This is a genomic window from Limnohabitans sp. Jir61 (assembly GCF_003063545.1).
Taxonomy (GTDB): domain Bacteria; phylum Pseudomonadota; class Gammaproteobacteria; order Burkholderiales; family Burkholderiaceae_C; genus Limnohabitans.
This window is the reverse complement of sequence record NZ_NESD01000001.1, coordinates 275988-302078: the sequence shown is the minus strand read 5'-3', so window position 1 is coordinate 302078 and position 26091 is coordinate 275988. Positions and strand designations below refer to the sequence as shown.

At 57.3% G+C, this 26091-nt stretch carries 23 protein-coding genes; 10 read left to right on the top strand and 13 right to left on the bottom strand.

The features are described from left to right. Positions 1–46: 46 nt before the first annotated feature. The 4 genes from B9Z35_RS01475 (at position 47) to B9Z35_RS01460 (ending at position 5307) form a co-directional block, all read left to right on the top strand. Positions 47–1021: a bifunctional riboflavin kinase/FAD synthetase gene (locus B9Z35_RS01475; RefSeq protein ID WP_108281896.1), complete on the top strand. Its 975-nt coding sequence runs from the start codon at positions 47–49 to the stop codon at positions 1019–1021. Between the two features lie 116 nt (positions 1022–1137). Continuing rightward, positions 1138–4017 (top strand): isoleucine--tRNA ligase, encoded by a 2880-nt coding sequence (ileS, locus tag B9Z35_RS01470; RefSeq protein WP_108281895.1) that lies wholly within the window; start codon positions 1138–1140, stop codon positions 4015–4017. Positions 4018–4054: 37 nt separating this feature from the next. Continuing rightward, entirely contained in the window at positions 4055–4555 is a 501-nt protein-coding gene (gene lspA / locus B9Z35_RS01465) for a signal peptidase II (RefSeq protein ID WP_108281894.1), read from the top strand. 2 nt (positions 4556–4557) lie between these two features. Then, positions 4558–5307 (top strand): 2OG-Fe dioxygenase family protein, encoded by a 750-nt coding sequence (locus tag B9Z35_RS01460; protein WP_108281893.1) that lies wholly within the window; start codon positions 4558–4560, stop codon positions 5305–5307. Positions 5308–5323: 16 nt separating this feature from the next. Here B9Z35_RS01460 and B9Z35_RS01455 read toward each other — a convergent pair whose 3' ends face one another. Continuing rightward, positions 5324–6307: a quinone oxidoreductase gene (locus B9Z35_RS01455; RefSeq protein WP_108281892.1), complete on the bottom strand. Its 984-nt coding sequence runs from the start codon at positions 6305–6307 to the stop codon at positions 5324–5326. Positions 6308–6419: 112 nt separating this feature from the next. On the opposite strand from B9Z35_RS01455, the gene B9Z35_RS01450 reads away from it, so the two are divergent. After that, on the top strand, positions 6420–7340 hold the full coding sequence (locus tag B9Z35_RS01450; RefSeq protein ID WP_108281891.1) for a DMT family transporter: 921 nt from the start codon (positions 6420–6422) through the stop codon (positions 7338–7340). A gap of 1 nt (position 7341) precedes the next feature. Here the strand turns inward: B9Z35_RS01450 and B9Z35_RS01445 are convergent, their stop codons facing one another. Next, complete coding sequence (locus B9Z35_RS01445; RefSeq protein ID WP_108281890.1) at positions 7342–8136, bottom strand: SDR family oxidoreductase; 795 nt, start codon at positions 8134–8136, stop codon at positions 7342–7344. After that, entirely contained in the window at positions 8136–9044 is a 909-nt protein-coding gene (locus B9Z35_RS01440; protein ID WP_108281889.1) for a DMT family transporter, read from the bottom strand. Before B9Z35_RS01440 ends, B9Z35_RS01445 begins: the two co-directional genes overlap by 1 nt. Before the next feature lie 91 nt (positions 9045–9135). Here B9Z35_RS01440 and B9Z35_RS01435 point away from each other — a divergent pair, with 91 nt between their 5' ends. Next, entirely contained in the window at positions 9136–10908 is a 1773-nt protein-coding gene (locus B9Z35_RS01435) for a cation:proton antiporter (protein WP_108281888.1), read from the top strand. A gap of 10 nt (positions 10909–10918) precedes the next feature. Here B9Z35_RS01435 and B9Z35_RS01430 read toward each other — a convergent pair whose 3' ends face one another. From B9Z35_RS01430 to B9Z35_RS01385, 10 genes are all read right to left on the bottom strand, one after another. Beyond that, positions 10919–11332, bottom strand: coding sequence for a hypothetical protein (locus tag B9Z35_RS01430; RefSeq protein WP_108281887.1), 414 nt, complete (start codon positions 11330–11332; stop codon positions 10919–10921). A gap of 7 nt (positions 11333–11339) precedes the next feature. Beyond that, positions 11340–11888, bottom strand: a complete 549-nt coding sequence (locus B9Z35_RS01425; RefSeq protein WP_108281886.1) for an EndoU domain-containing protein — start codon at positions 11886–11888, stop codon at positions 11340–11342. Beyond that, positions 11881–13674 carry a gamma-glutamyltransferase gene (gene ggt / locus B9Z35_RS01420; protein ID WP_233246484.1) on the bottom strand — a complete coding sequence of 598 codons (1794 nt, stop codon included), beginning with the start codon at positions 13672–13674 and terminating at the stop codon, positions 11881–11883. The genes B9Z35_RS01425 and ggt overlap by 8 nt, the downstream gene beginning before the upstream one ends. Before the next feature lie 40 nt (positions 13675–13714). Further along, positions 13715–15337 carry a gamma-glutamyltransferase family protein gene (locus tag B9Z35_RS01415; protein WP_108281885.1) on the bottom strand — a complete coding sequence of 541 codons (1623 nt, stop codon included), beginning with the start codon at positions 15335–15337 and terminating at the stop codon, positions 13715–13717. Next, entirely contained in the window at positions 15334–16608 is a 1275-nt protein-coding gene (locus B9Z35_RS01410; protein WP_108281884.1) for a DUF3422 family protein, read from the bottom strand. Before B9Z35_RS01410 ends, B9Z35_RS01415 begins: the two co-directional genes overlap by 4 nt. Positions 16609–16710: 102 nt before the next feature. Next, a complete protein-coding gene (locus B9Z35_RS01405) occupies positions 16711–18222 on the bottom strand; it encodes a tripartite tricarboxylate transporter permease (RefSeq protein ID WP_108281883.1) in 1512 nt (503 codons plus the stop codon). A 17-nt stretch (positions 18223–18239) separates the two neighbouring features. Further along, complete coding sequence (locus tag B9Z35_RS01400) at positions 18240–18725, bottom strand: tripartite tricarboxylate transporter TctB family protein (protein ID WP_108281882.1); 486 nt, start codon at positions 18723–18725, stop codon at positions 18240–18242. A gap of 117 nt (positions 18726–18842) precedes the next feature. Beyond that, positions 18843–19604, bottom strand: a complete 762-nt coding sequence (locus B9Z35_RS01395; RefSeq protein WP_108281881.1) for a spermidine synthase — start codon at positions 19602–19604, stop codon at positions 18843–18845. A gap of 16 nt (positions 19605–19620) precedes the next feature. Further along, positions 19621–21330 carry a single-stranded-DNA-specific exonuclease RecJ gene (recJ, locus tag B9Z35_RS01390; protein WP_108281880.1) on the bottom strand — a complete coding sequence of 570 codons (1710 nt, stop codon included), beginning with the start codon at positions 21328–21330 and terminating at the stop codon, positions 19621–19623. 4 nt (positions 21331–21334) lie between these two features. Further along, the gene (locus B9Z35_RS01385) at positions 21335–22354 is read right to left on the bottom strand and encodes a hypothetical protein (protein WP_108281879.1); all 1020 of its coding nucleotides are present in this window, start codon (positions 22352–22354) and stop codon (positions 21335–21337) included. Positions 22355–22414: 60 nt separating this feature from the next. Between B9Z35_RS01385 and B9Z35_RS01380 the strand changes: the two genes are divergently transcribed. Genes B9Z35_RS01380 through B9Z35_RS01365 form a run of 4 tightly spaced genes read left to right on the top strand, consistent with a single transcriptional unit; the run spans position 22415 to position 26085 of the window. After that, positions 22415–23686 carry a lipoprotein-releasing ABC transporter permease subunit gene (locus B9Z35_RS01380; RefSeq protein ID WP_108281878.1) on the top strand — a complete coding sequence of 424 codons (1272 nt, stop codon included), beginning with the start codon at positions 22415–22417 and terminating at the stop codon, positions 23684–23686. An 8-nt stretch (positions 23687–23694) separates the two neighbouring features. Beyond that, positions 23695–24375, top strand: coding sequence for a lipoprotein-releasing ABC transporter ATP-binding protein LolD (gene lolD, locus B9Z35_RS01375; protein WP_199219748.1), 681 nt, complete (start codon positions 23695–23697; stop codon positions 24373–24375). A gap of 30 nt (positions 24376–24405) precedes the next feature. Continuing rightward, a complete protein-coding gene (locus B9Z35_RS01370) occupies positions 24406–25224 on the top strand; it encodes a TatD family hydrolase (protein ID WP_108282769.1) in 819 nt (272 codons plus the stop codon). Between the two features lie 3 nt (positions 25225–25227). Continuing rightward, the gene (locus B9Z35_RS01365; protein WP_108281876.1) at positions 25228–26085 is read left to right on the top strand and encodes a 3',5'-nucleoside bisphosphate phosphatase; all 858 of its coding nucleotides are present in this window, start codon (positions 25228–25230) and stop codon (positions 26083–26085) included. The last annotated feature ends 6 nt before the right edge of the window (positions 26086–26091 follow it).

Below are 26091 nucleotides of genomic sequence, written 5' to 3'. Positions count from 1 at the left end.
CCTTTATTGGGTGACAGTTTTATGTTCGTCGCCCCACACTCAAACCATGCAAATTTTTCGAGGTTTTCATCACCCCCAATTGGCTTCAGCCTGTGCGCTGACGATTGGCAACTTTGACGGCGTGCACCGTGGCCACCAAGCCATGCTGGCCCTGCTGAAAAATGAGGCACGTCACCGCGGCGTGCCCAGTTGCGTGATGACGTTCGAGCCGCACCCGCGCGACTTCTTCGCCAAGCAGCACCAACAGCCCGACCTCGCCCCTGCCCGCATTGCCACCCTGCGCGACAAGCTCAACGAGCTGGCCGCTTGCGGTGTAGACCAATGCGTGGTGCTGCCGTTTGACCAAAGCTTTGCCTCGCAAGAACCGCAGGCTTTCATCGAAGACGTGCTGGTCAAAGGCCTCGGCGTGAAATACGTGCTGGTGGGTGACGACTTCCGCTTTGGGGCCAAACGTGCGGGCGACTACGCCATGCTGGACGCCGCAGGCACAGCGCACGGTTTTGACGTGGCCCGCATGAACAGCTACGAGGTGAAGAACCTGCGCGTGTCCAGCTCTGCCGTGCGTGAGGCCATGGGCCGTGGCGCGATGCAAGAGGTGGCGCAGTTGCTGGGCCGCCCTTATGCCATTTCGGGTCATGTGGTGCATGGCCGCAAGCTGGGCCGCGAGCTGAACTGCCGCACGCTCAATTTGCGCTTTAGCCACTGGAAGCCTGCTGCCAGCGGCATCTTCGTGGTGCAGGTACACGGTTTGGCCGACCAGCCCTTGGCCGGTGTGGCCAATTTGGGCATTCGCCCCTCGCTTGACCCGACCGATGTGAACGGCGGCCGCGTGCTGCTAGAAACCCATTGCCTCGACTGGCCAGCCAGCCTAGGCGCTGAGGGGGGCTACGGTAAAATCATCCGCGTGGAACTGCTGCACAAATTACACGACGAGCTGAAGTACGACGGTCTGGACGCCTTGATGCAAGGCATACACAAAGACTGCGACGATGCACGCGCCTGGCTCGCAGCCCGAATTTGACGGGGCGTGCAGCCCCCTCTTGCTGCACATTGCCCCGCATCTGCCTGATTTAGCGAGCTGCCCCGCTTTTGGGTTTAGCAGCCAGCCCCTCTTAATGCCTCCGACCTGAGATAGCCATGACTGACAAAAGCCAGACCCCTGACACCCGCATCAACATGATGGACACCCCGTTCCCCATGCGTGGTGACTTGCCCAAACGCGAACCCGCTTGGGCCAAGCAATGGAACGAACAAGGCTTGTACAAAAAACTGCGCGTGGCTCGCCAAGGCGCACCGCTGTTTGTGTTGCACGACGGCCCGCCCTACGCCAACGGCAAACTGCACATCGGCCACGCGCTGAACAAAGTGCTGAAGGACATGATCGTCAAGTCCAAGCAATTGGGCGGCTTTGACGCGCAATACATCCCCGGCTGGGACTGCCACGGTTTGCCCATCGAGAACGCCATCGAAAAACTGCATGGTCGCAAACTCAGCCGCGACGACATGCAGGCTAAGAGCCGCGCCTTCGCCACCGAGCAAATCGAACAACAACGCGAAGACTTCAAACGCTTGGGCGTGCTGGGCGACTGGGAGCGCCCCTACCGCACCATGGACCCTGCCAACGAAGCCGGCCAACTGCGCGCCTTCAAACGCGTGATGGAACGTGGCTTTGTGTACCGCGGCTTGAAGCCCGTGTACTGGTGTTTTGACTGCGGCTCGTCACTAGCTGAGTTTGAAATTGAATACGCCAATAAGGATAGCGATACCTTGGACGTGGCCTTCTTGTGCGCTCAGCCCGAGAAACTCGCTGCTGCATTTGGTTTGCCCAAGCTCGACAAAGAAGCTTTCGCCGTCATCTGGACCACCACCGCGTGGACCATCCCCGCCAACCAAGCACTCAACATACACCCCGAAATCAACTACGCGTTGGTGGACACCGAGCGTGGTTTGTTCTTGTGCGCGGCTTCGTTGGTCGAGAAATGTTTGGAGCGTTGGAAGCTCGAAGGCAAGGTTGTTGCGACCGCCAAAGGCGACAAGCTCGGACTCATTGAGTTCAACCACCCACTGTCACATGTGGACGCTGGCTACCAACGCACCGCCCCCGTGTTCTTGGCCGACTACGTGGGTGAAACCGACGGCACAGGCATCGTGCACAGCGCACCTGCCTACGGCGTGGATGACTTCAACTCATGCATGGCCAATGGCATGAAGTACACCGACATCTTGAACCCCGTGCAAGGCAACGGCGCATACGCCGCTGACTTCCCGTTGTTCGGTGGCCAGCACATTTGGAAAGCGGTGCCCGTCATTCTGGAAGCGTTGCAAAACGCAGGCCGCTTGATGGCCACACAAACCATCACGCACAGCTACCCACATTGCTGGCGTCACAAAACGCCCGTCATCTACCGTGCAGCGGCGCAATGGTTCATCCGCATGGATGCGTTTGACAGCACCACCGAAAAAACCACGGGCAAGTTCATCACCGACAAGTCGAGCAAATCGCTGCGCGAACTCGCGTTGAAAGCGATTGACGACACGCACTTCTACCCAGAAAACGGCCGCGCACGTTTGCGCGACATGATTGCCAACCGCCCCGATTGGTGCATCTCGCGCCAACGCAGCTGGGGTGTGCCCGTGCCGTTCTTCTTGCACAAAGACAGCGGCGAGTTGCACCCACGCACCATGGCCATCATGGACCAAGCGGCAGACATCGTTGAAAAAGGCGGCATCGAAGCATGGAGCCGCGTGACGGTGGAAGACATCCTCAACCAACCCGGCGACGACGCAGCCAGCTACACCAAGAGCACCGACATCTTGGAAGTGTGGTTTGACTCAGGTTCGACCTTCCAACACGTGCTGCGCGGCAGCCACAAAGACGCCTACGACCGTAAGCCGTATCACGAAGATGGTCAAGAAGCCGACTTGTATTTAGAAGGCCACGACCAACACCGTGGCTGGTTCCACAGCTCGTTGTTGCTCGGCTGCGCCTTGTACGACCGCGCGCCCTACAAAGGCCTGCTGACCCACGGATTTGCCACCGACGGCCAAGGCCGCAAGATGAGCAAGAGCTTGGGCAACACCGTCGCGCCGCAAGAGGTGAGCGACAAGATGGGCGCCGAGATCGTGCGCTTGTGGGTGGCCAGCACCGACTACTCGGGCGACCTGAACATCGACGACAAAATCTTGGCCCGCGTGGTTGATGCGTACCGCCGCATCCGCAACACGCTGCGCTTCTTGCTCGCCAACGTGAGCGACTTTGACCCAGCCAAAGACGCCGTGGCGTTTGACGACTTGTTGGAAATCGACAAGTACGCGCTGTCTCGTGCTGCGCAAGTGCAAGCCGAAATTCGCGAGCACTTCGATGCGTATGAGTTCCACCCCGTGGTGTCGAAGTTGCAGCTGTACTGCTCGGAAGATTTGGGCGCGTTCTATTTGGACGTGCTCAAAGACCGCCTGTACACCACAGCACCCAAGTCGCTCGCTCGTCGCAGCGCCCAAACCGCGTTGCACCAAATCACCCACGCCATGTTGCGCTGGATGGCCCCGTTCCTCAGCTTCACCGCTGAAGAAGCGTGGACCACGTTTGGCAAGTCTGAGTCGATCTTCTTGGAGACCTTCACTGATCTTGGCGCTACGAACAACGCACTGAAAGACAAATGGATCAGCATCCAACAAGTGCGTGAACTAGCTAACAAAGAAATCGAAAACAAACGCACGGAAGGTTTGATGGGCGCATCACTGCAAGCCGAGCTAACAATTAATTGCGATGGCGTTTTGTTTGACGCACTTGCATCTCTTGGCGACGACTTGAAGTTTGTGTTCATCACATCCAAAGTCACTTTGGTGAAAAAAGCTGGCGCAGGCATTGGCATTGAAGTCAAAGCCAGCGAAGCCACCAAGTGTGAGCGATGCTGGCACTACAGCGACGACGTGGGCCACAACCCCGCTCACCCAACCCTGTGCGGCCGTTGCGACAGCAACTTGCACGGCGACGGTGAAGTGCGTCACTTCGCTTAAGCATCGTCTAAGTCTCAGCACTCAACGAAAGCAATAGATGGCACGCCACACCTTCATCCGCAACACCACCTCGTATTGGGTGTGGCTCGGCATTGCCGCGTTGGTGTTGATCGCCGATCAATTCACCAAACTGCTCATCGTCAGCACGTATCAGCTAGGGGAAGGTTTTCCTGTCACTGACTTTTTCAACATCGTGCGCGTGCACAACGAAGGCGCTGCGTTTTCGTTTCTCGCCACGGCGGGTGGCTGGCAGCGTTGGTTCTTCACCGGCCTTGGCGTTTTGGCAACCTTGGCGATGGTGTGGATGCTGAAAAAACACTCAGGCCAAAAACTATTTGGCTTTGCCATCGCCTGCATCTTGGGCGGCGCAGTGGGCAATGTGATTGACCGCGTGCTTTACGGCTACGTGATCGACTTCCTTGATTTTTATTACGCAGGCATTCACTTCCCCGCGTTCAACATTGCCGACAGCGGCATCACCGTGGGTGCAGCCTGCCTCATCTTGGATGAAGTGTTGCGCGTGCGCCGCGGAAACTAAACATGCAAATACTTCCCCCAAAAACAGTTGGCATTGCCGAACTGAACACTGCCATTTCTCAAAAAGGCTACGGCATGCTCAGTGCTGCCAGCGTGGCTGAATGGGCCGGATGTGCATTGAGCGAGCTGCAAGCGCTGTCGCCCAGCTGGGACAACATGCCGCCCGACAACTACCTCAAAGACGGTGGCCGCTACCGCCGCCGTTTGCACAGCAGCTTTGTGTTTGAGCGCAACACGCTCAGCCAAGTGCCGCATCGTGCGCATTGGCAGTCCCTCGACTACAACGCGCTGCACGGCGGCATGGAGCGCTGGTTTGAACCCATGCACGAGGCCACGGTGGCCACGCCTGCGTGGACCAAGCTGCTCACAGCCTTAGCCAAAACAGCAAGCGAAGTACGCGGTACACCTCTCACTAAGTGGTGCATCGAAGCCCATCAGTTCCGCATCGACACCACCGACGGCATTGGCCGCCCTACACCCGAAGGCGCACATCGCGATGGCGTGGATTTTGTGGCGGTGTTCATGGTCAACCGCACCGACATCAAAGGCGGCGAGACCCGCGTGTTTGAAGCCAACGGCCCACAAGGCGAACGCTTCACACTGAGCGAACCTTGGTCGTTGATGTTGTTAGACGACACCCGCATGATTCACGAAAGCACGCCCATTCAGCCATTGGCTGAGGGCGGTCATCGCGATACGCTGGTGCTCACCTGCCGCGCAGACAAGTTTCAGGACGCCGAACCCAGCGCCTGAAACCGCTGCGCTGTCATCACAAAGTGATGATGGTGCAACCCGTGGTCTTGCGGGCTTCCAAGTCGCGGTGCGCTTGGGCAATGTCGGCCAAGGGGTAAGTTTGGTCGATGTGGATCTTCACCTTGCCGCTGGTCACGGCTTCAAACAAATCGTCTGCCATTTCTTGCGTGCTTTCGCGCGTGACGATGTGGCTGAACAAGGTTTGACGTGTGAGGTAGATCGAACCCTTAGGGCCCAAGATGCCGGGAGCCATTGGTGCTGGTGCACCAGATGCGTTACCAAAGCTGGCCATCAAACCAAACGGTGCCAAGCAGTCCAGTGATTTGTCCCACGTGTCTTTACCCACCGAGTCGTAAACCACTTTCACGCCTTTGCCGCCTGTGATTTCTTTCACACGCACAAGGAAGTCTTCTGTGTTGTAGTTGATGACGTGGGCTGCACCATTGGCTTTGGCCAATTCGCACTTGGCATCGCTGCCAGCCGTACCAATCAGTTGGTAGCCCAAGGCCTTGGCCCACTGGCAAGCGATCAGGCCCACACCACCAGCGGCTGCGTGGAACAAGATGAAGTCACCCTTGTGCAAGCCGCCTTGTGGCAAGGTGCGCTTCAACAAATATTGAGCAGTCAAACCTTTGAGCATCATGGCTGCGCCGGTTTCAAACGAAATCGCGTCTGGCAATTTGCACACGCACTTGGCGGGCATCACGCGCTCTTCGCAGTAGCTGCCGGGTGGCTGGCTGGCATACGCGGCACGGTCGCCTACTTTCAAATGGGTCACGCCCTCGCCCACGGCTTCGATGATGCCGGAGGCTTCCATGCCCAAATGCAAAGGCATGGGCAGTGCATACACGCCACTGCGTTGGTACACGTCGATGAAGTTCAAGCCAACGGCTTTGTGGCGAATGCGAATTTCGCCTGGGCCAGGTTGGCCCACGGTCACGTCAATGAGCTTGAGTTCTTCAGGGCCGCCGTTTTTTTCGATGATGACTGCTTTGGTCATGGGGTGATGCTCCAGATATGGGTGAAATTTTTCAGACGCTGAATCCTGCCATGAAATTGGTGCCTCTCCTGTCGCACAGGTTATTGGGGGGCTCAGGTACAGTCTTGCCCTTATGCCAGTTGTTCCTCACGCCCTCACGCCGCGCAATGCGGCGCTTTTATTGATCCCTCCCCTTTTGTGGGCAGGCAACGCTGTGATTGGCCGCATGATTGCCGACCAAATTCCGCCCATCACCCTCAATTTCTTTCGCTGGGCCTTGGCTTTTGTGCTGGTGCTGCCTTTGGCGCACAACTTGTTGCGCCGCGACAGCCCCTTGTGGGCGCACTGGAAGCGCTACACCTTGCTAGGTTTGCTGGGTGTGGGCTTGTACAACAGCTTTCTGTATTTAGCGCTGCAAACCTCCACACCCATCAACGTGACTTTGGTCGGCTCCAGCATGCCTGTGTTCATGTTGCTGGTGGGTGCGTTGTTCTTCAAGCAAACCGTGCGCAAGCGGCAAATGACGGGTGCAGTGCTGTCGATCCTCGGTGTGATGGTGGTGCTGTGTCGTGGTGACTGGCAGGCACTGGCCAACGTGCATTTGGTGATCGGCGATGTGTTTGTGCTCATGGCCACAGCCGCGTGGTCTTGGTACAGCTGGTTGTTGTCGGGCACCCAAGAGCCCACAGAAGCGCGTAGCAACTGGGCCAACTTTTTGATGGCGCAAATGGTGTTTGGCTTGTTCTGGTCAGCCGCGTTCAGTGGTGCGGAGTGGGCGGGGCTGACGGGCATTGCCGATGCACACATCCGCTGGAGCTGGCCGTTGGTGGCTGCGCTGGTTTATGTGTCTGTGGGCCCAGCGGTTCTGGCCTACCGCTTTTGGGGCTTGGGCGTGCAAAACGTAGGGCCCAACATCGCTGGCTTTTTTGTGAACCTCATTCCCGTGTTCACAGCCACCTTGTCCGCCTTAGTCCTCGGCGAAATGCCGCAGGTGTATCACGCTGCGGCATTTGCGCTGATCATCAGCGGTATCGTGGTGTCGTCACGCAAATAGCTTAGAACGTGCCTGGGTACAGGCCACCATCGGGCAAGATGTTCTGGCCAGTCATGTAACCGGCTTGCACTGAACACAAGAACGCGCAAATCGCACCAAATTCATCGGGCGTACCAAAGCGTCCTGCTGGGATTTGCGCTTGCTGCACCCCACGAATGTCTGCCAAACTTTTGCCAGTTTTTTCGGCAGCGGCTTTATGCGTGGTGGCCAAACGATCGGTGTCAAACTTACCTGGCAACAGGTTGTTGATGGTCACGTTATTGCCTGCCAGCTTTTGTGTGCGTGCTACGCCCGCCACAAAGCCTGTAAGACCCGAACGCGCACCGTTAGACAAGCCCAAGATGTCGATGGGTGCTTTCACCGCACTCGAAGTGATGTTAATGATGCGACCAAACTTTCGATCTGCCATGCCGTCCACCGTGGCTTTGATGAGTTCAATCGGGGTGAGCATGTTGGCATCTACCGCTTTGATCCATGCCTCACGATCCCACGTGCGGAAGTCACCTGGAGGAGGGCCACCTGCGTTGGTCACCACGATGTCAAAGTTTTTCCCAGGACCACCTGCCACCGTCCAAATGGCTTCACGCCCTTGCTCTGTGGTGATGTCTGCCGCCACCGCGAGGATGGTGGTGCCCAGCTTGCGTAGCTCAGTAGCTGCAGCTTCTAGCGCTTCACCACCGCGCGCGACGATCACCACATTGACGCCCTCACGCGCCAGTGATTGCGCACAACCAAAGCCCAAGCCCTTGCTTGCGCCACCCACCAATGCCCATTTGCCTTTGAGTCCTAAATCCATCACTTCGCTCCATATTTCGAAACAATAAAAACACCACCCACCACCAACAAAGTACCCAGACCAATCCAAGCGTTGAGAGGTTCGTCCAACAGCAACACCCCAAGGGTAATAGTGGACATGGGGCCAATCATGCCAGTTTGTGCGGTCAGTGCAGCACCAATGCGTTCAATGGCCATCATCACCATGAGGACAGGGGCTACCGTGCAAGCCACTGCGTTGAGCACACCCAACCACAACACCTCCACAGGCACCACGGCCGCAGACAAGGGACGCAGCAGCAAAAACTGAGAAATGCAGCAAACACACGCCACGCTGGTGGCCCAACCCACCAATCGCAAGGCGCCAATGCGTTGCACCAACTGCCCGCTGTAGAGCAAGTACACGGCGTAGCTCACCGCGCTAGCCAACACCAAGCTACTGCCCAAAGCCACATTCGCGCCAGCCAATGAGAGCTCGTGTGAGAACACCAGCATCACACCGCTGTAGCTGATGGCCATGGCCAACATACGGATGGGGTGAATTGGTTTTTTGTAAACCGCCCAACCCAGCAACACCACCAGCGTGGGGTTGAGATACAAGATGAGTCGCTCAAGACTGGCCGTGATGTATTGCAAACCTAAAAAGTCCAAGTAGCTCGACAGGTAGTAGCCCACAAAGCCGAGGCCCACAATGTCAATCACATCGCGACGTGTGAGCGGGTTCTCACGCGCAATGACTTGGCGCTCAGCCCACAAGCCCATGGCAATGAAAAACGGTAGCGCAAACAGCATGCGATACATGATGACCGTGACCGCATCCACCCCATACAAATAAGACAGTTTGACGATGATGGCTTTGCCGCTGAAGGCAATCGCACCTGCTGTAGCAAGCAAAAGCCCTGAGAGCGCAGGACGTTGTGAATGGGGCATGGAAAAAGTAGTGGTTTTCACTGAAGAAAACCAGAGTTTATGTGAGGCCTTCGTACAAGCGTGTCACAAACGCTCAGTACCATCAGGGGGTATGTCTTCCCTCGAACTTACCCTCTTGTATTTGTGCGCGGCTGTCGTCAGCGTGGTAGGGTGTCGTCTGCTGCATTTGCCCGCCATGTTGGGCTATTTATTTGCGGGGGTGGTGATTGGTCCTAACGCTTTGGCGCTGGCCAATGACTCGGTGGCGGTGGAACACTTGGCCGAGTTTGGCGTGGTGTTTTTGATGTTCGTCATCGGCTTGGAATTCAACCTGCCTAAGCTCATGCGCATGCGCAAGTTGGTATTTGGCTTGGGGTTGGGTCAAGTGGTGCTCACGCTGGTGGGCGCATTTTTATTCAACATCGCTGTGGGTTTTGCGCTCAAAGAGTTGGGCTACATCTGGCGCTTGAGTTGGCAAGCCTCGATTGCATTGGGTAGCGCGCTGGCTATGTCGAGCACGGCCATTGTGGTCAAGCTCATGTCTGACCGCGTGGAGATGGAGTCGCCTCATGGTCAACGCGTGATGGGCGTGTTGCTGTTTCAAGACTTGGCTGTAGTGCCCCTGTTGGTCCTGATTCCTGCACTGGCAGACATGGGTGAGCACAACATTTGGCGTGTGCTTTCCATTGCCATGCTCAAAGCCACCGTGCTGGTGGGCTTACTGCTGTGGGGTGGCCAACGCGTGATGCGAGCTTGGTTGCACATCGTGTCACGCCGCAAGAGCGATGAGCTGTTCATGCTCAACCTGTTGTTGATGACGCTAGGCTTGGCTTGGCTCACCGAGCTGGCAGGCTTATCGCTGGCCATGGGCGCATTTTTGGCAGGCATGCTGATTGCCGAAACCGATTTCAAACACAAGGTGGAAGCCGACATTCGGCCCTTCCACGATGTGCTTCTGGGTTTGTTCTTCATCACCATCGGCATGAAGCTCGATTGGGAAGTGTTGATCGACAGCTGGGGCTGGGTGCTGTTGCTGTCGCTTGTTCCGTTGTTTCTCAAAGCGGGCTTGGTGTTTGTGTTGGCACGTATCACGGGTGCTCCTGCGGGTGTGAGCTTGCGTACGGCGCTGTATCTGGCACAAGCAGGTGAATTCGGTTTTGTGCTTTTGTCGCTCGGCGTTCAAAACTCACTCATCCCTGCTGCATGGATGAGCCCCATCTTGGCGTCGATGGTGTTGTCGATGATTGCCACGCCGTTCTTGGTGATGAACGCCGACCGCATCGTCAACCGTCTGATCAGCAACGATTGGCTGCTGCAGTCATTGGCGCTCACGGGCATGGCGCAGCGCACACTCAAGATTGAGCACCACGTCATCGTGTGCGGCTACGGTCGCAGCGGCCACAACTTGGCCGATTTGTTGACGCTCGAAAAAATTCCATATGTAGCCCTCGACTCTGACCCAGAGAAAGTGCAAATGGGGCGTGACCACGGCCATCATGTGGAGCTTGGTGACGCGACTCGTTTCTCTAGCCTCATGTCTGCAGGCTTGGTGCGCGCTGCCGCTGTGGCCGTGACTTACCCCGACTTACCTTCTGCTCTGAAGGTATTGGCATGGGTGAAAGAACATGCGCCGCATGTGCCCGTGATCGTGCGCACGCACGACGACGAACACCTTGAAGACCTGCGCGCCGCAGGCGCAGCCGAAGTGGTGCCCGAAGTGATTGAAGGCAGCCTCATGCTCGCCAGCCAAACCTTGGCCCACATTGGCATTCCCTTGAAACGTGTGATTCGTTTGGTACAAGGCCAGCGTATGACGCGCTACGCGCTCATGCGTGATGCTTTGAAGCACAAAGAGGGACTAGGCGATATCGAGCCGCGCTTATAAGCGCAAGCTATCAAGGCTGCGCTGAGGCAGATAAATAATCTCGCCACGCAAGCAATAATGTATTCACCTCAGTCAAGGTGAACCGCCCTTCAGGCTGATTCCAATACGCTGCATCATCTGGTGCGACATTGCTCTGATTGAACTGCACACCGTTGATCTGCATATCTACAGTGAATGCGTCGCCATCGACAAACCATTCTTGGCGATTAGCTGCTTCTATCTGCGCTATCACATACAACACCTCATCACAGCGATGCAACTCAGACATGTCGCTGGTGAGCCAACTACACACAAATCGGTTGAGCGGATGCTGCAGATTCACAGAGCCATCCTCGTTCACCCATTCGCACGCGGTGTAGTGCACAGGCTGCGCACCAGTGCCGGGCACAGGTGCTTGTGTCTGGATGAAGCAGCGCAGTGACATGGCTTGCTCAGTGGCGCTTGCTGTAAACGGGGTATGCCGTGACCCGGGGCTCCAGGTAACCTTCCACACGCACACCGCTGGGTGTAAGTGCGCTCCACTTGTCACCACGAATAGTTTTGGTGGGGCTGAACCACGCGGCGTTCACTTCGCTCACCACTTGCTCCGCTGTCCAGTCTTTGGGAAACATGGTGTTGGGCATGGGGTTGCCGTTGCGGTCGGTTTTGGTGATCCACTGCCCTGCGCGCTGTGGGTCTGCCATTTGCACTTGGGCGCGGTACACGCCTGTGGCATCGGGTGCAGATGCCGTGCCTTCAATCACACGTACATCGCCGTTGAGCAGGGTGTGACCGCCTGTGGGTTCACCGGTGTGACGTTTGTAATCCGCGCCGATGATGTGTTTGAAATCAATCGGTGAATTGCTGACGGGTAACTCAGCGACTGACTTAGTTTTCTCATGCGGCGTTGCATGCGTGGGACTGTGCGGCGCTTTGTAAGAAAAAAACGCCGACAGCGCGACGATCACCAAAGCCACTGCGATACGAATCACTTTATTCACCCATCACCTCACCTTCGCGTCGTGGGTCAGCACCGCTCACCCACACGTTTTGTCCATTCTTGTTTTGTTTGACCACGGCTTGCAGGCCGCTGGTCAATGCAAGTTCCTTCACCTCGTGCCCGCGCTCGCGCAAGGCCGCAAGCGTAGCAGGTGCAAAGCGGCCACCTTCCAACACGAGTGGTCCGCCCACACTGCCAAAGTTGGGCAGCGCAATGGCTTGCTGCGGGCTCATGCCCCAGTTCAACACGCCATACAAAGTTTTGGCAGTGAAGTGAATGATCATTGCGCCGCCAGGACTACCCACACTCATCACCAACTGGCCCGTGGCTTTGTCAAATACCAAAGTGGGCGACATCGATGAGCGTGGGCGCTTATTGGGCTGCACACGGTTGGCCACTGGGCGCCCTTGTGCATCGCGGGGCGCAAAGCTGAAATCGGTCAGCTCGTTATTCAACAAAAAACCTTTGACCATTTGGCGTGAGCCAAACGCATCTTCAATGGTGGTCGTCATGGCCAAGGCATTGCCGTACCCGTCAACGATGCTGATGTGCGATGTGCCGTACTCGGGCTGATCCACCATCGGTGCAAAGCTGCTGCGTTGCGCATGCACGGGCACGCCGGGCAAAGCTTGCGGCATGGCCGTGGGCCGAATGAGTTTGGCACGCTCGCGCAAATACGCTGGGGCCAGCAAGCTTTGCCACTCGCCACTAGGCGCGGGAGCAAAGTCAGGATCGGCCACATACTGCGCACGGTCGGCAAACGCCAAGCGTGAAGCCTCGGTGTACAGATGCAACCAACGCGGGTCGGGTGTGCCGTCTACAGCCTCAGCGGGTGAGGACATCAACGACGCAGGTGTGTGCTGCAACATGCCCAATATTTGGCCAATCGCAATCGCACCTGAGCTGGGTGGCGGGAAACCACACACGCGGTACACACGACTTGCCGCAGCATGGTCAAAGCAAACAGGCGTGCGCTCTTTGGCTTGGTAGTTGGCCAAGTCGCTCAATGCCAAGCGGCCGGGGTTGCTGGGGTGCTGCTGTACTTTGCGCACCAGCGCCTCGGCCACCTCGCCGCTGTAAAACGCTTGCACACCCTCCTTAGCAATGCGTTGCAGCACAGCTGCCAGTTCTGGGTTACGCAACACATGACCGACCACATGAGGCTCGCCATTGGCTTGGTAAAAGTAGGCGCGTGCCGTTGGGTCTAAACGCAAATAGGCATCGGCCTTGAGCTGCGCATGCAAGCGCGGACTGATGGCAAAGCCTTGACTAGCCAAGGCGATGGCGGGTTCAAACAACTTAGCCCACGGCAGTTTGCCGTGTTGTGCATGGGCTTGCGCCAACATGCGCAACACACCGGGCGTGCCCACCGAACGGCCACCCACCATCGCCGAATGAAACGCAAGCGGTTTGCCTTCCGCATTGAGAAGCATGTCTTCTGTGGCCGCAGCAGGCGCAGTCTCGCGGCCATCAAAGGCTTGTACTTTGTTTGCCCCCTCACCCGCTGCGCTGTGCAACAAAAACGCACCACCACCAATGCCACTCGATTGCGGCTCCACCAAGCCCAACACCATTTGCACGGTGATGGCAGCATCTACCGCCGAGCCGCCGGCTTTCAATACATCAAAGCCTGCTTGCGTGGCCAGTGGATTGGCAGCGGCCACTGCAAATTTTTGCGTGACCACATCCGCTTTGCGTGTGAAGCCTGTTGCAATTTCGGGCTGCAATGGCGCAGTATTGATTGGCAAGGTGCAAGCGGCCAATAGGACCAACACTGCAACACACATACTGACACGCTGAAGCATCTTGAGGCGCGTCGCGCTCACGTCAGAAGCCCGCAGCCAAACCATCGCGGCGTGCATCGCTGGCGGCCACATAGCCTTCTACTTTGGGGTCACCCATACGCCAAATAAATTGGCCTGCACCAAAGTCTTGGTAACTGTCATTGATGACACCCACTTGATGACCCCGCGCTTGCAAACCACTTGCTGTTTGCGCATGGAGCGAGGCTTCGACATTGATCTCCAAGCCTGCGTTGTAGCGCCAGCGTGGCGCATCACATGCGGCTTGAGGGTGCTGCCCATAGTCAAGCATACGTACCAGTGTTTGCATGTGGCCTTGCGGCTGCATGTTGGCGCCCATGACGCCATAGCTCATCACAGGCATTCCGTCTTTGCTGAGAAAGGCAGGGATGATGGTGTGAAACGGACGCTTGCCAGGGGCCACCAAATTGGCTGGATTCAAGCCGTTGGCATTCACGCTGAAACCATGACCACGGTTTTGTAAGCTGATGCCGTAGGTTGGCTCCACACAGCCTGAGCCAAAGCCCATGTAGTTGCTTTGAATGAAGCTGACCATCATGCCGTTTTCATCGGCCGTGCTGAGGTAAATCGTGCCGCCCTTGACGGGGTTCCCCGCCCCGAAGTCTTGTGCTCGTTGCATGTCGATCAACTGGGCGCGTTGCTTCAAATACGCGGGGTCTAACATTTGCGCGGGCGTGACGTCCATCGCCGAGGGTTCGGCCACGTAGCGGTACACATCTGCAAAAGCCAACTTCATGGCTTCGATTTGCAAGTGTTGTGAGTCCACACCATCCACTGCCATGCTGGCGATGTCAAAGTGTTCCAAGATACCGAGTGCAATGAGTGCGGCAATACCTTGGCCATTCGGAGGTATTTCGTGCAGCGTATAGCCGCGGTAGTTTTGTGCAATGGGTGCGACCCACTCGGCCTTGTAGTTGGCAAAATCACGCGCGGTGATGCTGCCGCCGTGTTGATTAGAAAACGCTTCAATGGCTTGCGCAATTTCGCCGCCATACAAGGCTTGACCCTGACTCTTCGCAATGGCGCGCAAGCCTTTGGCTGCCGCAGAAAACTTGAACAACTCACCCACATTGGGTGCACGCCCCCAAGGCAAAAAGTTTTGCGCAAAACCCGGTTGCGATTGCAACTCTGGCGTGGCCGCAGCCCATTTCTGTTGCACCACCACGGGTAACAAATAGCCGCGCTCAGCGATCTCGATGGCGGGTTGCAAGAGGTCTTCAAAGGGCAGCTTGCCAAAGCGCTCGCTCATTGCCACCCAGCCTGCCACGGCACCAGGCACCGTCACAGAGTCCATGCCGCGCTTTGGCGGTGTGGCAATGCCATCGCCGTATTTGCGTTTGAAATACTCAGGCGTCCACGCTTGGGGCGCGGTGCCAGATGCATTCAAACCATGAAGCTGCTGACCGTCCCACAAAATACAAAATGCGTCCGAGCCCAAGCCGCAACTCACTGGCTCGGTCAAGGTGATGGCAGCCGCAGCGGCGATGGCCGCATCTACCGCATTGCCGCCTTGCCACAACATGCGCAAACCCGCTTGTGCAGCCAAAGGGTGTGAGGTAGACACCACATTGCGCGCAAACACAGGCAAGCGTGTGGAGGTGTAGGGGTTGGGCGAATTGAAGTTCATTTTTTGAATACCTTGTTGTGCAAACGACGCATTGACAACCACACCAACAAGCCCACAAAGGGCAGCGCACAGGCGGCCGTGATATCCGGCGAGAACGGCCAGCCTACTTTCTCGGCACCTTTGGCTAAGTAGCTGACCAAGCCCGTGAAGTAATAGGTGATGGCCGCTACCGACAAACCTTCCACCGTGGACTGCAACTTGAGCTGCACGTCTTGGCGTTGGTTCATGGTGGTGAGCAACTCTTGGCTACTTTGCTGCTGCTCAAAGTCAACGCGGGTGCGCAACAAGTTGCTCATGCGAGAGACGCGCTCAGACAAAGCGTTTTGACGACGCGCCGCCCAATCACAGGTACTACGTGCGGGTGACAAACGCCGCTCCATGAATTCGGCAATAGTTTGCATTCCCGGCATGCGCGATTCAGCAATGTCTCGAATGCGGCGATCGACTAATTCAAAGTAAGCGCGAGTCGCAGAGAAGCGCGAATGGGTGCTGGCGTATTGACCTTCCACTTCACCCGCCAAACGCGTGAGGCGATCTAGCAAGCCCGCTTCATCGGCACTGCTGGCATTGCGAATCGCATTGGCCAATGCAGCCAATTCGCGCTCAGCGTCAGCCAACGCATGTGAGGCTTCACGGGCCGCAGGCACACCCAACAAGGCGGCCATGCGGTAGGTTTCAATTTCAAGCATTTGCTGCACCAAGCGACCTTGACGACGCGGTGTTAGCGAACCCGTGAGCAACACAATGCGTGAATAGCCATCGGGGTGCAACTGGAAGTCGGTGTAGACCTCGCCATGACCTTCAGCCACGGTGGAGGCCACCAAGGTGTCGTCATGCAGCACCTTGGGCATGTCTTCATGAATGTCCACCGTCGACGAAGGCAACAGCCACACATGCAAACGCGCCAAGCATTCGCCTGGTAACTGGGTCAGCCATTTTTGAGGAACGGCTTGTACCGCTGTCATGGGGTCTGGTTGCGCAAAGACATCTGGGCTCACGGGCCGCATAAAAGTCCACGACACAAACTCAGTGTGCAGCTCCCAACGCAGGCGATACGCACCTAAATCCATGCGCACATGATTGGTATGGGCATCGGGGGCAGGCAAATGGTTGTCACGTAACAGTTGCGCCAAATGATCACGACTGGCTTGCGCGCTGGCACGGTCCACCCACATGACCACACGCGATATCACCTGCGGTGCTTGCATGGGCTCTGGCGGGCGGGCGTGCACTTCGTTGTGCAGGGCCAAGCGTTGGGGATGGTCGATCATCGCAGTCTTTCCAAGAAAACTCGTCAAGCTTCAATATAAGCGAAGACCAATGTAAAACGGCACCCGAAGGTGCCGTTTGAGGGTGAAACAGTTTGAACTGAATTACTCTTCCACGAAGGCTTCTTCGCGTTTGGACTTGATGGACGGCAACAGCACGATCACCAAGAGCATCGCAGCAGCAGCCAACAAGCCAGCAGACAGGGGACGTGTACCAAACACTGTCCAGTCACCACGCGACAGCAACAGGGCACGACGCAGGTTTTCTTCCATCATTGGCCCGAGGATGAAGCCCAGCAGCAAAGGTGCAGGTTCTACACCCAGCTTCATGAAGGTGTAGCCCACCAAACCGAAGCCCGCCACCATCCAGATGTCGAAGGTGTTGTTGTTGGTCGAGTACACGCCGATCGCGCAGAACAGCACGATGGCGGGGAACAAGAAGCGGTAAGGCACAGACAACAACTTGATCCACATGCCGATCAATGGCAAGTTCAAGATCACGAGCATCAAGTTACCAATCCACATCGAGGCAATCAGACCCCAGAACAACTCGGGGTTGCTGGTCATCACCTGTGGGCCGGGTTGGATATTGTGAATGGTCATCGCACCCACCATCAAAGCCATCACGGCGTTGGGTGGGATACCCAAGGTGAGCAATGGGATGAACGAGGTTTGTGCGCCGGCGTTGTTGGCCGATTCAGGCGCAGCCACACCGCGGATGTTGCCTTGACCGAATGGAACTTCACCTGGACGCAACTTGGTTTTCTTCTCGATCGTATAAGCCGCAAACGCAGCCAACAACGCGCCGCCACCAGGCAAAACGCCGAGCAACGAGCCCAAAGCCGTACCGCGAATGACCGCAGGCAACATGTTCTTGAAGTCTTCCTTGGTGGGGAACAAACCTTCCACCTTGGCAGTGAACACTTCACGTTCGTCTTCGGGTTGTGACAAGTTCGAAATGATTTCGCCGTAACCGAACACACCCATCGCCACCACCACGAAGCCGACGCCGTCGGTGAGTTCTGGGATGTCAAAGCTGAAACGTGCGACACCAGAGTTGACGTCGGTACCGATCAAGCCCATCAAAAGACCCAACACGATCATGGCAATCGCTTTGAGCAAAGAGCCCGAAGCCAACACCACCGCGCCCACCAAGCCCAAAATCATGAGCGAAAAGTATTCAGCAGGGCCGAACTTGAACGCGAGTTCTGTCAAAGGAGGCGCGAAAGCCGCCAAGATCAAAGTGCCCACAGAGCCGGCGAAGAACGAGCCCAAGCCAGCAGCTGCCAAGGCGGGACCTGCGCGGCCTTTGCGGGCCATTTGGTAACCGTCGATGGTGGTGACCACCGAAGACGATTCACCGGGCAAGTTCACCAAAATCGCAGTGGTTGAACCACCGTATTGAGCGCCGTAATAAATACCGGCCAACATGATCAGCGCTGACACAGGTGGCAACGCGTATGTCGCTGGCAGCAACATCGCGATGGTGGCCACAGGGCCAATGCCTGGCAACACGCCAATGAGCGTACCCAAGATACAGCCGATCAAGGCGTACATCAGGTTGATCGGCGTGAAGGCTACGCCAAAGCCTAGTGAGAGGTTTGCAATCAAATCCATTTTTTATTTCTCCAGGCTCAACCAGTGATGAAGGTGGGCCACACGGGCATCTGCAATTTAAGCAGCACGATGAAAGCCAAGTAGCTGCCCGCCGACAAAATGGTGGCAAGCAACAACACTTCCTTGAGAACAAAGGTGTCACCCGCTTTACTGGCGATGATGACCAAAGCAAAAATAGCAGCGATCAAACCCATGGCGGGAACGCCAAAGCTGGGCAAGCCTGCCAACAAGATGCCAAACACAATGTTGGCACCCAAGATGAACACGATAGGCTTCCAAGCAAACTTGCCGATGGGTTCACCGTCTTCGGTGTGTTCCACCAAAGAATAAAACGTGATGAATGCACCCAACACGGCCAAGAATATGCCGAGCAACATGGGGAAGTAGCCAGGGCCCATGCGAGCGCCTGTACCAATCGTGTAATTGGTTGCACCCCACGCGAAGCCACCACCGACCAATGTGAACATCAGGCCGGAGAAAAAGTCTTTTTGACTTTTGATCATTTCGTCTCCTATATCCAAAAGCAAATATGCGTTGAATTATGGAGTTCGACCTGAAGCACTTTTGATGTGGGTTACACCTATTTTGTACAGGGCAAAAACAAGGGGTAAACCCTTATTTCATGAGGCTTTCAAGGGTTTGAAGACACGCAGCCATTTGGTCGCAGGCAAAGGCCAACGCGCTTGAATCGCCTCGGCTCGCGCCATCAATTCGGGACGCTTGGGATGGTTCGGCGTGCGCTGCGCCAGCACGACGGTGTTGCCCTCACGCGTGGGCTTGAAGGCCCACAACGCATCCGCACCAAAAGCGGCAGCCATCTTGCCCAAGCTTTGCTCGTAGCTTGAACTGCGGCCAAACAAGTTAACTGTCATACAGCCATCATCGGTGAGCAAACTGCGGCAGTCAGCATAAAACTCTGCACTGTCCAACACAGGTGAAGCAGCTTCGTGGTCGTACAAATCCACTTGCAGTGCGTCGATCTGGCCTCGCCAGTGGTCGTGCTTGGCCACCTCAGCGGCATCGCCCAACACCACTTGCAGCTTCGCGCTGTCGGCAGGCAGCTTGAACCATAGGCGACAAGCAGCCACCACTTGAGGGTTGAGTTCAATCGCGGTGGTTTTCATGCGCAGGTGCTTGAACGAAAACTTAGTGAGCGACGCAGCGCCAAGCCCCAGCTGCATGGCGTGCAGCTTGCCCACTTTGTCGATGTCCACAAACAAAAGCCACGCCATCATGCGTTGCACGTATTCAAGGTCGATGTCAAAAGGCTTATCAATGTTCATCGAGCCTTGCACCCACGGCGTGCCAAGGTGCAGGTAGCGGGTGTCGCCGTAGTCAGAGAAATTGACTTCGGGGAGTTGGAGTTTTTTCTTAGTTGCCATTGCGTTGTTTTGTTTTTTATCCAGCCATGCCTTCGACCACAAAGCGCACGCGTTTGTTGCCCTGCCATTCATCCGCCTCTAGGCGAAACGCCAAATGCGCCAGCGCGGGCAATGGGTCGACACGACCAAACCAAATGCCATCCACAGGCTGCCCTTGGTGGCGCAGCTTGAGCGCCAAATGCTTTTCGCCCACCAAGCGCTGCCCCACCACTTCGACCTCTTCGCTGAACGTGGGCGGCGCAAAGCCTTGGCCCCACACTTCGCGGGCCAGTGTGTCGGCCAACTCGGGGCGGCGGTATTCGGGCAACAAGGGGCCGTCTGTTTCTAGACGGCGTTGCAAAGTGGCTTCATCGAGCCACTCTTGCGCGACTTGTTGCAAGGCTTCTTCAAAGGTGGCGAGGCTGTCCTCGTCCAAAGTGCAACCCGCCGCCATGGCGTGACCGCCAAAGCGCAGCAACACACCGGGGTGACGCTTGGCCACGAGGTCGAGTGCATCGCGCAAATGAAAACCGGGAATAGAGCGACCTGAACCCTTCAGCTCATGCCCCTTACCCGCCGCTTGGCTGGGCGCAAACACAAACGTGGGGCGGTGGTGCAAATCTTTGAGCTTGGCCGCCACGATGCCCACCACGCCTTCGTGAAAGTCGGGGTCGAACACGCACAGGGCTGAGGGCGGCTCTTCTTCGGGATCAAACATTTCTTGCGCCAGCTCTAGGGCTTGCTCGCGCATGTCGCCTTCAATTTCGCGGCGCTCGCGGTTGATACGGTCTAGCTGCGTGGCCAGCTCGGTGGCGCGGCCCACGTCGTCGGTGGTGAGGCATTCAATACCCAACGTCATGTCAGACAAACGGCCAGCCGCATTGATACGCGGGCCCACGGCAAAACCAAAATCTTGCGAGGTGCATTTCTCACTGGTGCGTCCGGCTGCCGCAAACAAAGCGGTCATGCCCGCAGGCATTTGACCTTTGCGCACACGCGCCAAACCTTGGGCCACCAAACGGCGGTTGTTGGCATCGAGCTTCACCACGTCGGCCACTGTGCCCAGCGCAACGAGTGGCAACAAGGTGTCTAGTTTTGGCTGTTGTTCCGCTGTGAACACACCGCGCTTGCGCAACTCGGCACGCAAAACGAGCAACACATAAAACATCACGCCCACGCCCGCAAGCGCTTTGCTTTCAAACGTGCAACCGGGTTGGTTGGGGTTCACGATCGCATCAGCCTCGGGCAACACAGCAGCAGGCAAATGGTGATCGGTGACGAGCACTTGCAAGCCCAGCTTGCGCGCAGTGGCCACGCCCTCCACGCTGGCAATGCCGTTGTCCACGGTGATCAGCACATCTGCACCGCTGGCTTTGACACGCTCGGCAATCGGTGGCGTGAGGCCGTAGCCATCGACCACGCGGTCGGGCACGATGTAGCTCACCTGCTTCGCGCCCAGCAAGCGCAGGCCACGCAGGGCCACGGCACAAGCAGTTGCACCATCACAGTCGTAGTCCGCCACGATGCAGAGTTTTTTGTTGGCAGCCATTGCATCGGCCAGCAACTCAGCAGCGGCTTCAATGCCTTTCAAACCTGTGGGTGGCAGCAGTTGCGCTAACGAGGCGTCGAGCGTGGCCGCATCTTGAATGCCGCGTGCGGCATACAGGCGGGCCAACAGCGGATGCACACCCGCTTGCTCCAACGCCCAAATGCTGCGCGGTGGCATGTCGCGTGGGATGAATTGCATGGGCTTAGTCTTTCAATGGCGCAACGGCCAACACGGTGTCTAAAGAAGTGGGAGCGAAGCGCGTACGCAAGCGTTGCCATATTGAAGGTGCTGCGCTGTCGTACACATGAAACTCATGCTCGCCACACAACACCAGACGCTGCGGTTCGCCTTCAGCTAAGCGGGCCAGCATGGGCGCGATGACATGGGCATCGACGTGTTGCCATGCTTCGAGCCAACCAATCAGGTCTTGCTGCAAAGCACTTTCACGTAGGGTTTGAATGACGACGGGCTCTTGTTTTGCTGGCTCGCTCGCTTCGCTAGGTAACGCGCCCGTCCCATGCACCCAAAACGAATTGATGGTGAGGCCACGCCCCTCGTTGACAGGGTGGGTATAGAGCAACATTTGCATTTCGTTTTGCAAACGACGCAACAGTTTGGCGGCAGGGCTGAGCGCATCGGCAGCCACATGACTGCCCACCAACCACGGGTCAATGTTGCGGCCAATCACACGGTCTAGCGAAGCGGTGGGTAAGTCAACCAACAGCGGCGACTGTGCCAGCCACTGGCCGGGTTTGTAGGGATGCAAGGCAATGCCATCTTCGGCAAAGAAGCTTTGCATGGCTTGAAACAACGTAGCGTCTGTGGCTTCGTCGATTTGCAAATACGCAGGGTCACCCAGCGTGACCTGGCCGTTGCTCACATGCCAGTTGCACAGATTGATGAACGCCCAGCCGTCTGTTGCGTTGTTCGCAACCAAGCCACGCTCTGCTGCTGCACGAGCTGCCCAAGGCAAACAGCCATCCTGCGCAGGCCACCCAGCGGCGAGCGCCCAAGCACGTTCGTGTGGTGGCGAGAGCGTGGCGAGCAGGGGCTCTTGCACGGCATCCACCTGCACATCCACACGTTTCGCTTGCGCCAGCCATGCGCGCAAATGAAGCAACTCAGCTTTGGCCAACACCGATGCCTCGGGGCCGTGGAGGGTCCACAGCGAAAAAGGAATCAGGGTGGTGTCACGCACAGAATGGATCAGCACAGAAGTCATAACCCCGATTGTCCGTGATGCGGCCTAGCACTTTGGCCACTACGGGATAATCCAGCCCACATGCAACCCACCTCCTCCAAACTTCCCTACGAACTGCTGATCGGCTGGCGTTACACGCGCGCAGGTCGCGTGGCGGGCCGCAACGGTTTTATTTCGTTCATCTCGGGCGTGTCCATGCTGGGCATTGCGCTGGGCGTGGCCGCGCTCATCATTGTGTTGAGCGTGATGAACGGATTTCAAAAAGAAGTTCGCGACCGTATGTTGGCCGTGGTGTCGCACATCGAGCTGCTCGCCCCCGGTGGCGAGGGCTTTGCCGATGTGAATGCGCTCATCACCCAAGCCAAACAAAACACAGAAGTGGTGGCAGCCGCCCCCTTCGTTTCACAACAAGCCTTGATGGCCCGTGGCGAAGACATGCGCGGCGCGATGGTGCGTGGCATTGACCCCGAGCCCGAAACACAGGTGAGCGACTTCACCTTGCAGATCCCACCCGAAGTGCGTGCCACCTTGCAACCCGGCAGCTTCAATGTGGTGCTCGGCGGCGAACTGGCCATGTCGATGGGTGTGCGTGTGGGTGACCAAATCACCCTCATTGCTCCAGGCGGACAAGTGACGCCCGCAGGCGTGATGCCTCGCTTGAAGCAGTTGCATGTGTCTGGTATTTTTGATTCGGGCCATTACGAATACGACGCATCACTTGCGTTGCTGCACATCGAGGACACGCAACGCATCTTCCGCCTCGAAGCACCCACGGGCGTGCGCTTGAAAATCAAAGACAGCCAGCATGCTCGCAGCGTGGCTTATGACTTATCGCTGCAGCTCGGCCCAGATGTCATCGTGCGCGATTGGACACGCCAAAACCGCACTTGGTTTGCCGCAGTACAAGTGGAAAAACGCATGATGTTCATCATCCTCACACTCATTGTGGCGGTGGCCGCGTTCAACCTCGTCACCACGCTGGTGATGACCGTGACTGACAAACGCGCCGACATTGCCATTCTGCGCACACTGGGCGCCAGCCCCAAAAGCATCATGGCCATCTTTGTGGTGCAAGGTGCGACTGTCGGTGTGCTCGGCACATTAGGCGGTTTGCTGCTCGGCCTATCAGTGGCCTTCAACATTGACGTCATCGTGCCTGCCATTGAAAACCTGTTGGGCGCCAGCTTCTTGCCACGCGACATTTACCTCATCAGCCGAATGCCCAGCGACCCACAGGCGGCGGACATTTGGCCCATCACCATCATCTCTTTGGTGCTGGCGTTCTTGGCCACCATCTACCCGAGTTGGCGCGCCAGTCGCGTCAACCCCGCTCAAGCCTTGCGCTACGAATGAGGCTTGCTATGACACACCACACACCTGTTCTCGTTGCCAACAACATCAGCCGTCGCTTTCATGAAGGGCCACTGGATGTGACCGTGCTGCACAACGTCGACCTGTCGGTGAATGCCGGCGAAACCTTGGCCATCGTCGGCTCATCGGGTTCGGGCAAAAGTACCTTGCTGCATGTGTTGGGCGGCTTGGACGAGCCAACCACAGGCACTGTGTCGTTGATGGGCCAACCCTTGGCAGGCCTGAGTGCTGCGGCCTTGGGCGATTTGCGCAACCAGCACTTGGGCTTTGTGTATCAGTTCCACCACCTTCTGCCCGAGTTCAGCGCGCTCGACAACGTGGCCATGCCCTTGTGGATTCGCCGCATGGACCGCGCCGCGGCCAACGCCCAAGCGCAGGCCATGCTCGAAGCGGTGGGCTTAGGCCCACGCATGCACCACCGCCCAGCCGAGCTATCTGGCGGCGAACGTCAACGCGTGGCCATTGCCCGTGCCTTGGTCACACGCCCTGCGTGCGTGCTGGCCGACGAGCCAACAGGCAACCTCGACCGCAATACGGCAGACAACGTGTTTGCCCTCATGCTGCAACTGGCACGCGAACACAACACCGCCTTTGTGCTGGTGACGCATGACAACGCTTTGGCTGCTCGCTGCGACCGTCAACTGAGTTTGGTGCAAGGCCAACTGGCCTAAACCGATGAACGGGGGCAGATGATGCAGCCTATGTTCATCGACACCCACGCCCACCTAGACGCAGCCGAGTTTGATGCCGACCGCTCAGGCGTGCATCTGCGTGCACGCGCAGCGGGCGTGGCCAAGTGTGTGATTCCCGCTGTTGAAGCAGCCAACTTTGACACCGTGCGCTTGCTGGCACACACCCAGCAAGACGCGTATGCGCTGGGCATTCATCCGCTCTACACACCACACGCCACCGACGCACATTTGGTCCAGCTAGACGCCGCTTTGCGCGCCCACCGCGATGACCCACGGTTGGTGGCCGTCGGTGAAATTGGCCTCGATGGTTTTGTGCCCGAGCTCAACAACTCGCAAGCACTGGTCAAACAACAACTGTTTTACAAAGCCCAACTCAAACTCGCCCAACAACACCAACTGCCCGTCATCTTGCATGTGCGCCGCAGTGCCGACCAGCTGCTCAAAGGTTTGCGCGACACACCCGTGGTGGGCGGCATTGCCCATGCGTTCAATGGCAGCGTGCAGCAAGCCCAGGCCTTCATCGCGCTTGGTTTCAAACTTGGCTTTGGCGGAGCGCTGACGTATGACCGCGCCCTGCAGCTGCGCCGCTTGGCCACCGAGCTGCCGCTCTCGGCCATCGTGCTAGAAACCGATGCGCCTGATATCCCGCCGCATTGGCTCTACACCACCGCCGAGCAACGCGCCGCCGGCCAGCCCCAAGGCCGCAACGAACCCGCTGAACTGCCGCGCATCGCCCAAGTGCTAGCTGACCTGCGTGGCATCTCTCTAGGCGAACTGGCTGCAGCCACCAGCGCCAACGCACGACAAGCCTTGCCACGCCTACAATGAGGCGTGACTTTTTCCATCCTCAACGCCGACCTGCACTGCCACTCCGTGGTCTCGGATGGCACACTCACACCTGAACAATTGGCCGTTCGCGCCAAAGCCAACGGTGTGGAACTGTGGGCTTTGACCGACCACGACGAAGTAGGCGGCCAAGACCGCGCCCTCGCATCGGCGCAAGCCAATGGCATGAAGTACCTCACTGGCGTAGAAATTTCCATCACCTTCGCCAACAAAACCGTGCATATCGTGGGCCTCGGCTTTGATGCGCACGACGAACAGCTCAAACAAGGTCTGCACCAAACACGCGGTGGTCGCGGCGAGCGTGCCAAAGAAATGTCAGAAGGCCTCGCCAAAGTAGGCATCCACGGCGCGTACGAAGGTGCCCTGAAATACGCAGGCAACCACGAACTGATTTCACGTACGCACTTCGCCCGCTTCCTCGTTGAAACCGGTGCTTGCCAAGACACCAACGAAGTGTTTCGCCGCTTCTTGACCGAAGGCAACCCCGGCTATGTGCCGCACCGTTGGGCATCGCTCAAAGATGCGGTGCATTGGATCGTGCAAGCCAAGGGCATGGCAGTTATTGCTCACCCTGCACGTTATGGCTTCACACCCAACGAAGAATTTGCGCTCTTCACCGAATTCAAAAACCACGGTGGCCAAGGCGTCGAAGTGGTCACCGGCAGCCACACGCCCGCCGAGTACGTGACCTACGCCGACATGGCCAAAGAGTTCGACCTCTTCGCCTCACGCGGTAGCGATTTCCATAGCCCTGATGAAAGCCGCATTGACCTCGGCACACTGCCTTGGCTGCCAGGCCAACTCACCCCCGTGTGGGAAGCACTGGCTGACCGCATTCAATAAGCACAT

Excerpts from the sequence above, each read along its gene's own strand:
- B9Z35_RS01475 (WP_108281896.1), top strand. The coding sequence starts at position 47 with ATGCAAATTTTTCGAGGTTTTCATCACCCCCAATTGGCTTCAGCCTGT.
- ileS (WP_108281895.1), top strand. The coding sequence starts at position 1,138 with ATGACTGACAAAAGCCAGACCCCTGACACCCGCATCAACATGATGGAC.
- lspA (WP_108281894.1), top strand. The coding sequence starts at position 4,055 with ATGGCACGCCACACCTTCATCCGCAACACCACCTCGTATTGGGTGTGG.
- B9Z35_RS01460 (WP_108281893.1), top strand. The coding sequence starts at position 4,558 with ATGCAAATACTTCCCCCAAAAACAGTTGGCATTGCCGAACTGAACACT.
- B9Z35_RS01455 (WP_108281892.1), bottom strand. The coding sequence starts at position 6,307 with ATGACCAAAGCAGTCATCATCGAAAAAAACGGCGGCCCTGAAGAACTC.
- B9Z35_RS01450 (WP_108281891.1), top strand. The coding sequence starts at position 6,420 with ATGCCAGTTGTTCCTCACGCCCTCACGCCGCGCAATGCGGCGCTTTTA.
- B9Z35_RS01445 (WP_108281890.1), bottom strand. The coding sequence starts at position 8,136 with ATGGATTTAGGACTCAAAGGCAAATGGGCATTGGTGGGTGGCGCAAGC.
- B9Z35_RS01440 (WP_108281889.1), bottom strand. The coding sequence starts at position 9,044 with ATGCCCCATTCACAACGTCCTGCGCTCTCAGGGCTTTTGCTTGCTACA.
- B9Z35_RS01435 (WP_108281888.1), top strand. The coding sequence starts at position 9,136 with ATGTCTTCCCTCGAACTTACCCTCTTGTATTTGTGCGCGGCTGTCGTC.
- B9Z35_RS01430 (WP_108281887.1), bottom strand. The coding sequence starts at position 11,332 with ATGTCACTGCGCTGCTTCATCCAGACACAAGCACCTGTGCCCGGCACT.
- ggt (WP_233246484.1), bottom strand. The coding sequence starts at position 13,674 with ATGTGTGTTGCAGTGTTGGTCCTATTGGCCGCTTGCACCTTGCCAATC.
- B9Z35_RS01415 (WP_108281885.1), bottom strand. The coding sequence starts at position 15,337 with ATGAACTTCAATTCGCCCAACCCCTACACCTCCACACGCTTGCCTGTG.
- B9Z35_RS01410 (WP_108281884.1), bottom strand. The coding sequence starts at position 16,608 with ATGATCGACCATCCCCAACGCTTGGCCCTGCACAACGAAGTGCACGCC.
- B9Z35_RS01405 (WP_108281883.1), bottom strand. The coding sequence starts at position 18,222 with ATGGATTTGATTGCAAACCTCTCACTAGGCTTTGGCGTAGCCTTCACG.
- B9Z35_RS01400 (WP_108281882.1), bottom strand. The coding sequence starts at position 18,725 with ATGATCAAAAGTCAAAAAGACTTTTTCTCCGGCCTGATGTTCACATTG.
- B9Z35_RS01395 (WP_108281881.1), bottom strand. The coding sequence starts at position 19,604 with ATGGCAACTAAGAAAAAACTCCAACTCCCCGAAGTCAATTTCTCTGAC.
- recJ (WP_108281880.1), bottom strand. The coding sequence starts at position 21,330 with ATGCAATTCATCCCACGCGACATGCCACCGCGCAGCATTTGGGCGTTG.
- B9Z35_RS01385 (WP_108281879.1), bottom strand. The coding sequence starts at position 22,354 with ATGACTTCTGTGCTGATCCATTCTGTGCGTGACACCACCCTGATTCCT.
- B9Z35_RS01380 (WP_108281878.1), top strand. The coding sequence starts at position 22,415 with ATGCAACCCACCTCCTCCAAACTTCCCTACGAACTGCTGATCGGCTGG.
- lolD (WP_199219748.1), top strand. The coding sequence starts at position 23,695 with ATGACACACCACACACCTGTTCTCGTTGCCAACAACATCAGCCGTCGC.
- B9Z35_RS01370 (WP_108282769.1), top strand. The coding sequence starts at position 24,406 with ATGTTCATCGACACCCACGCCCACCTAGACGCAGCCGAGTTTGATGCC.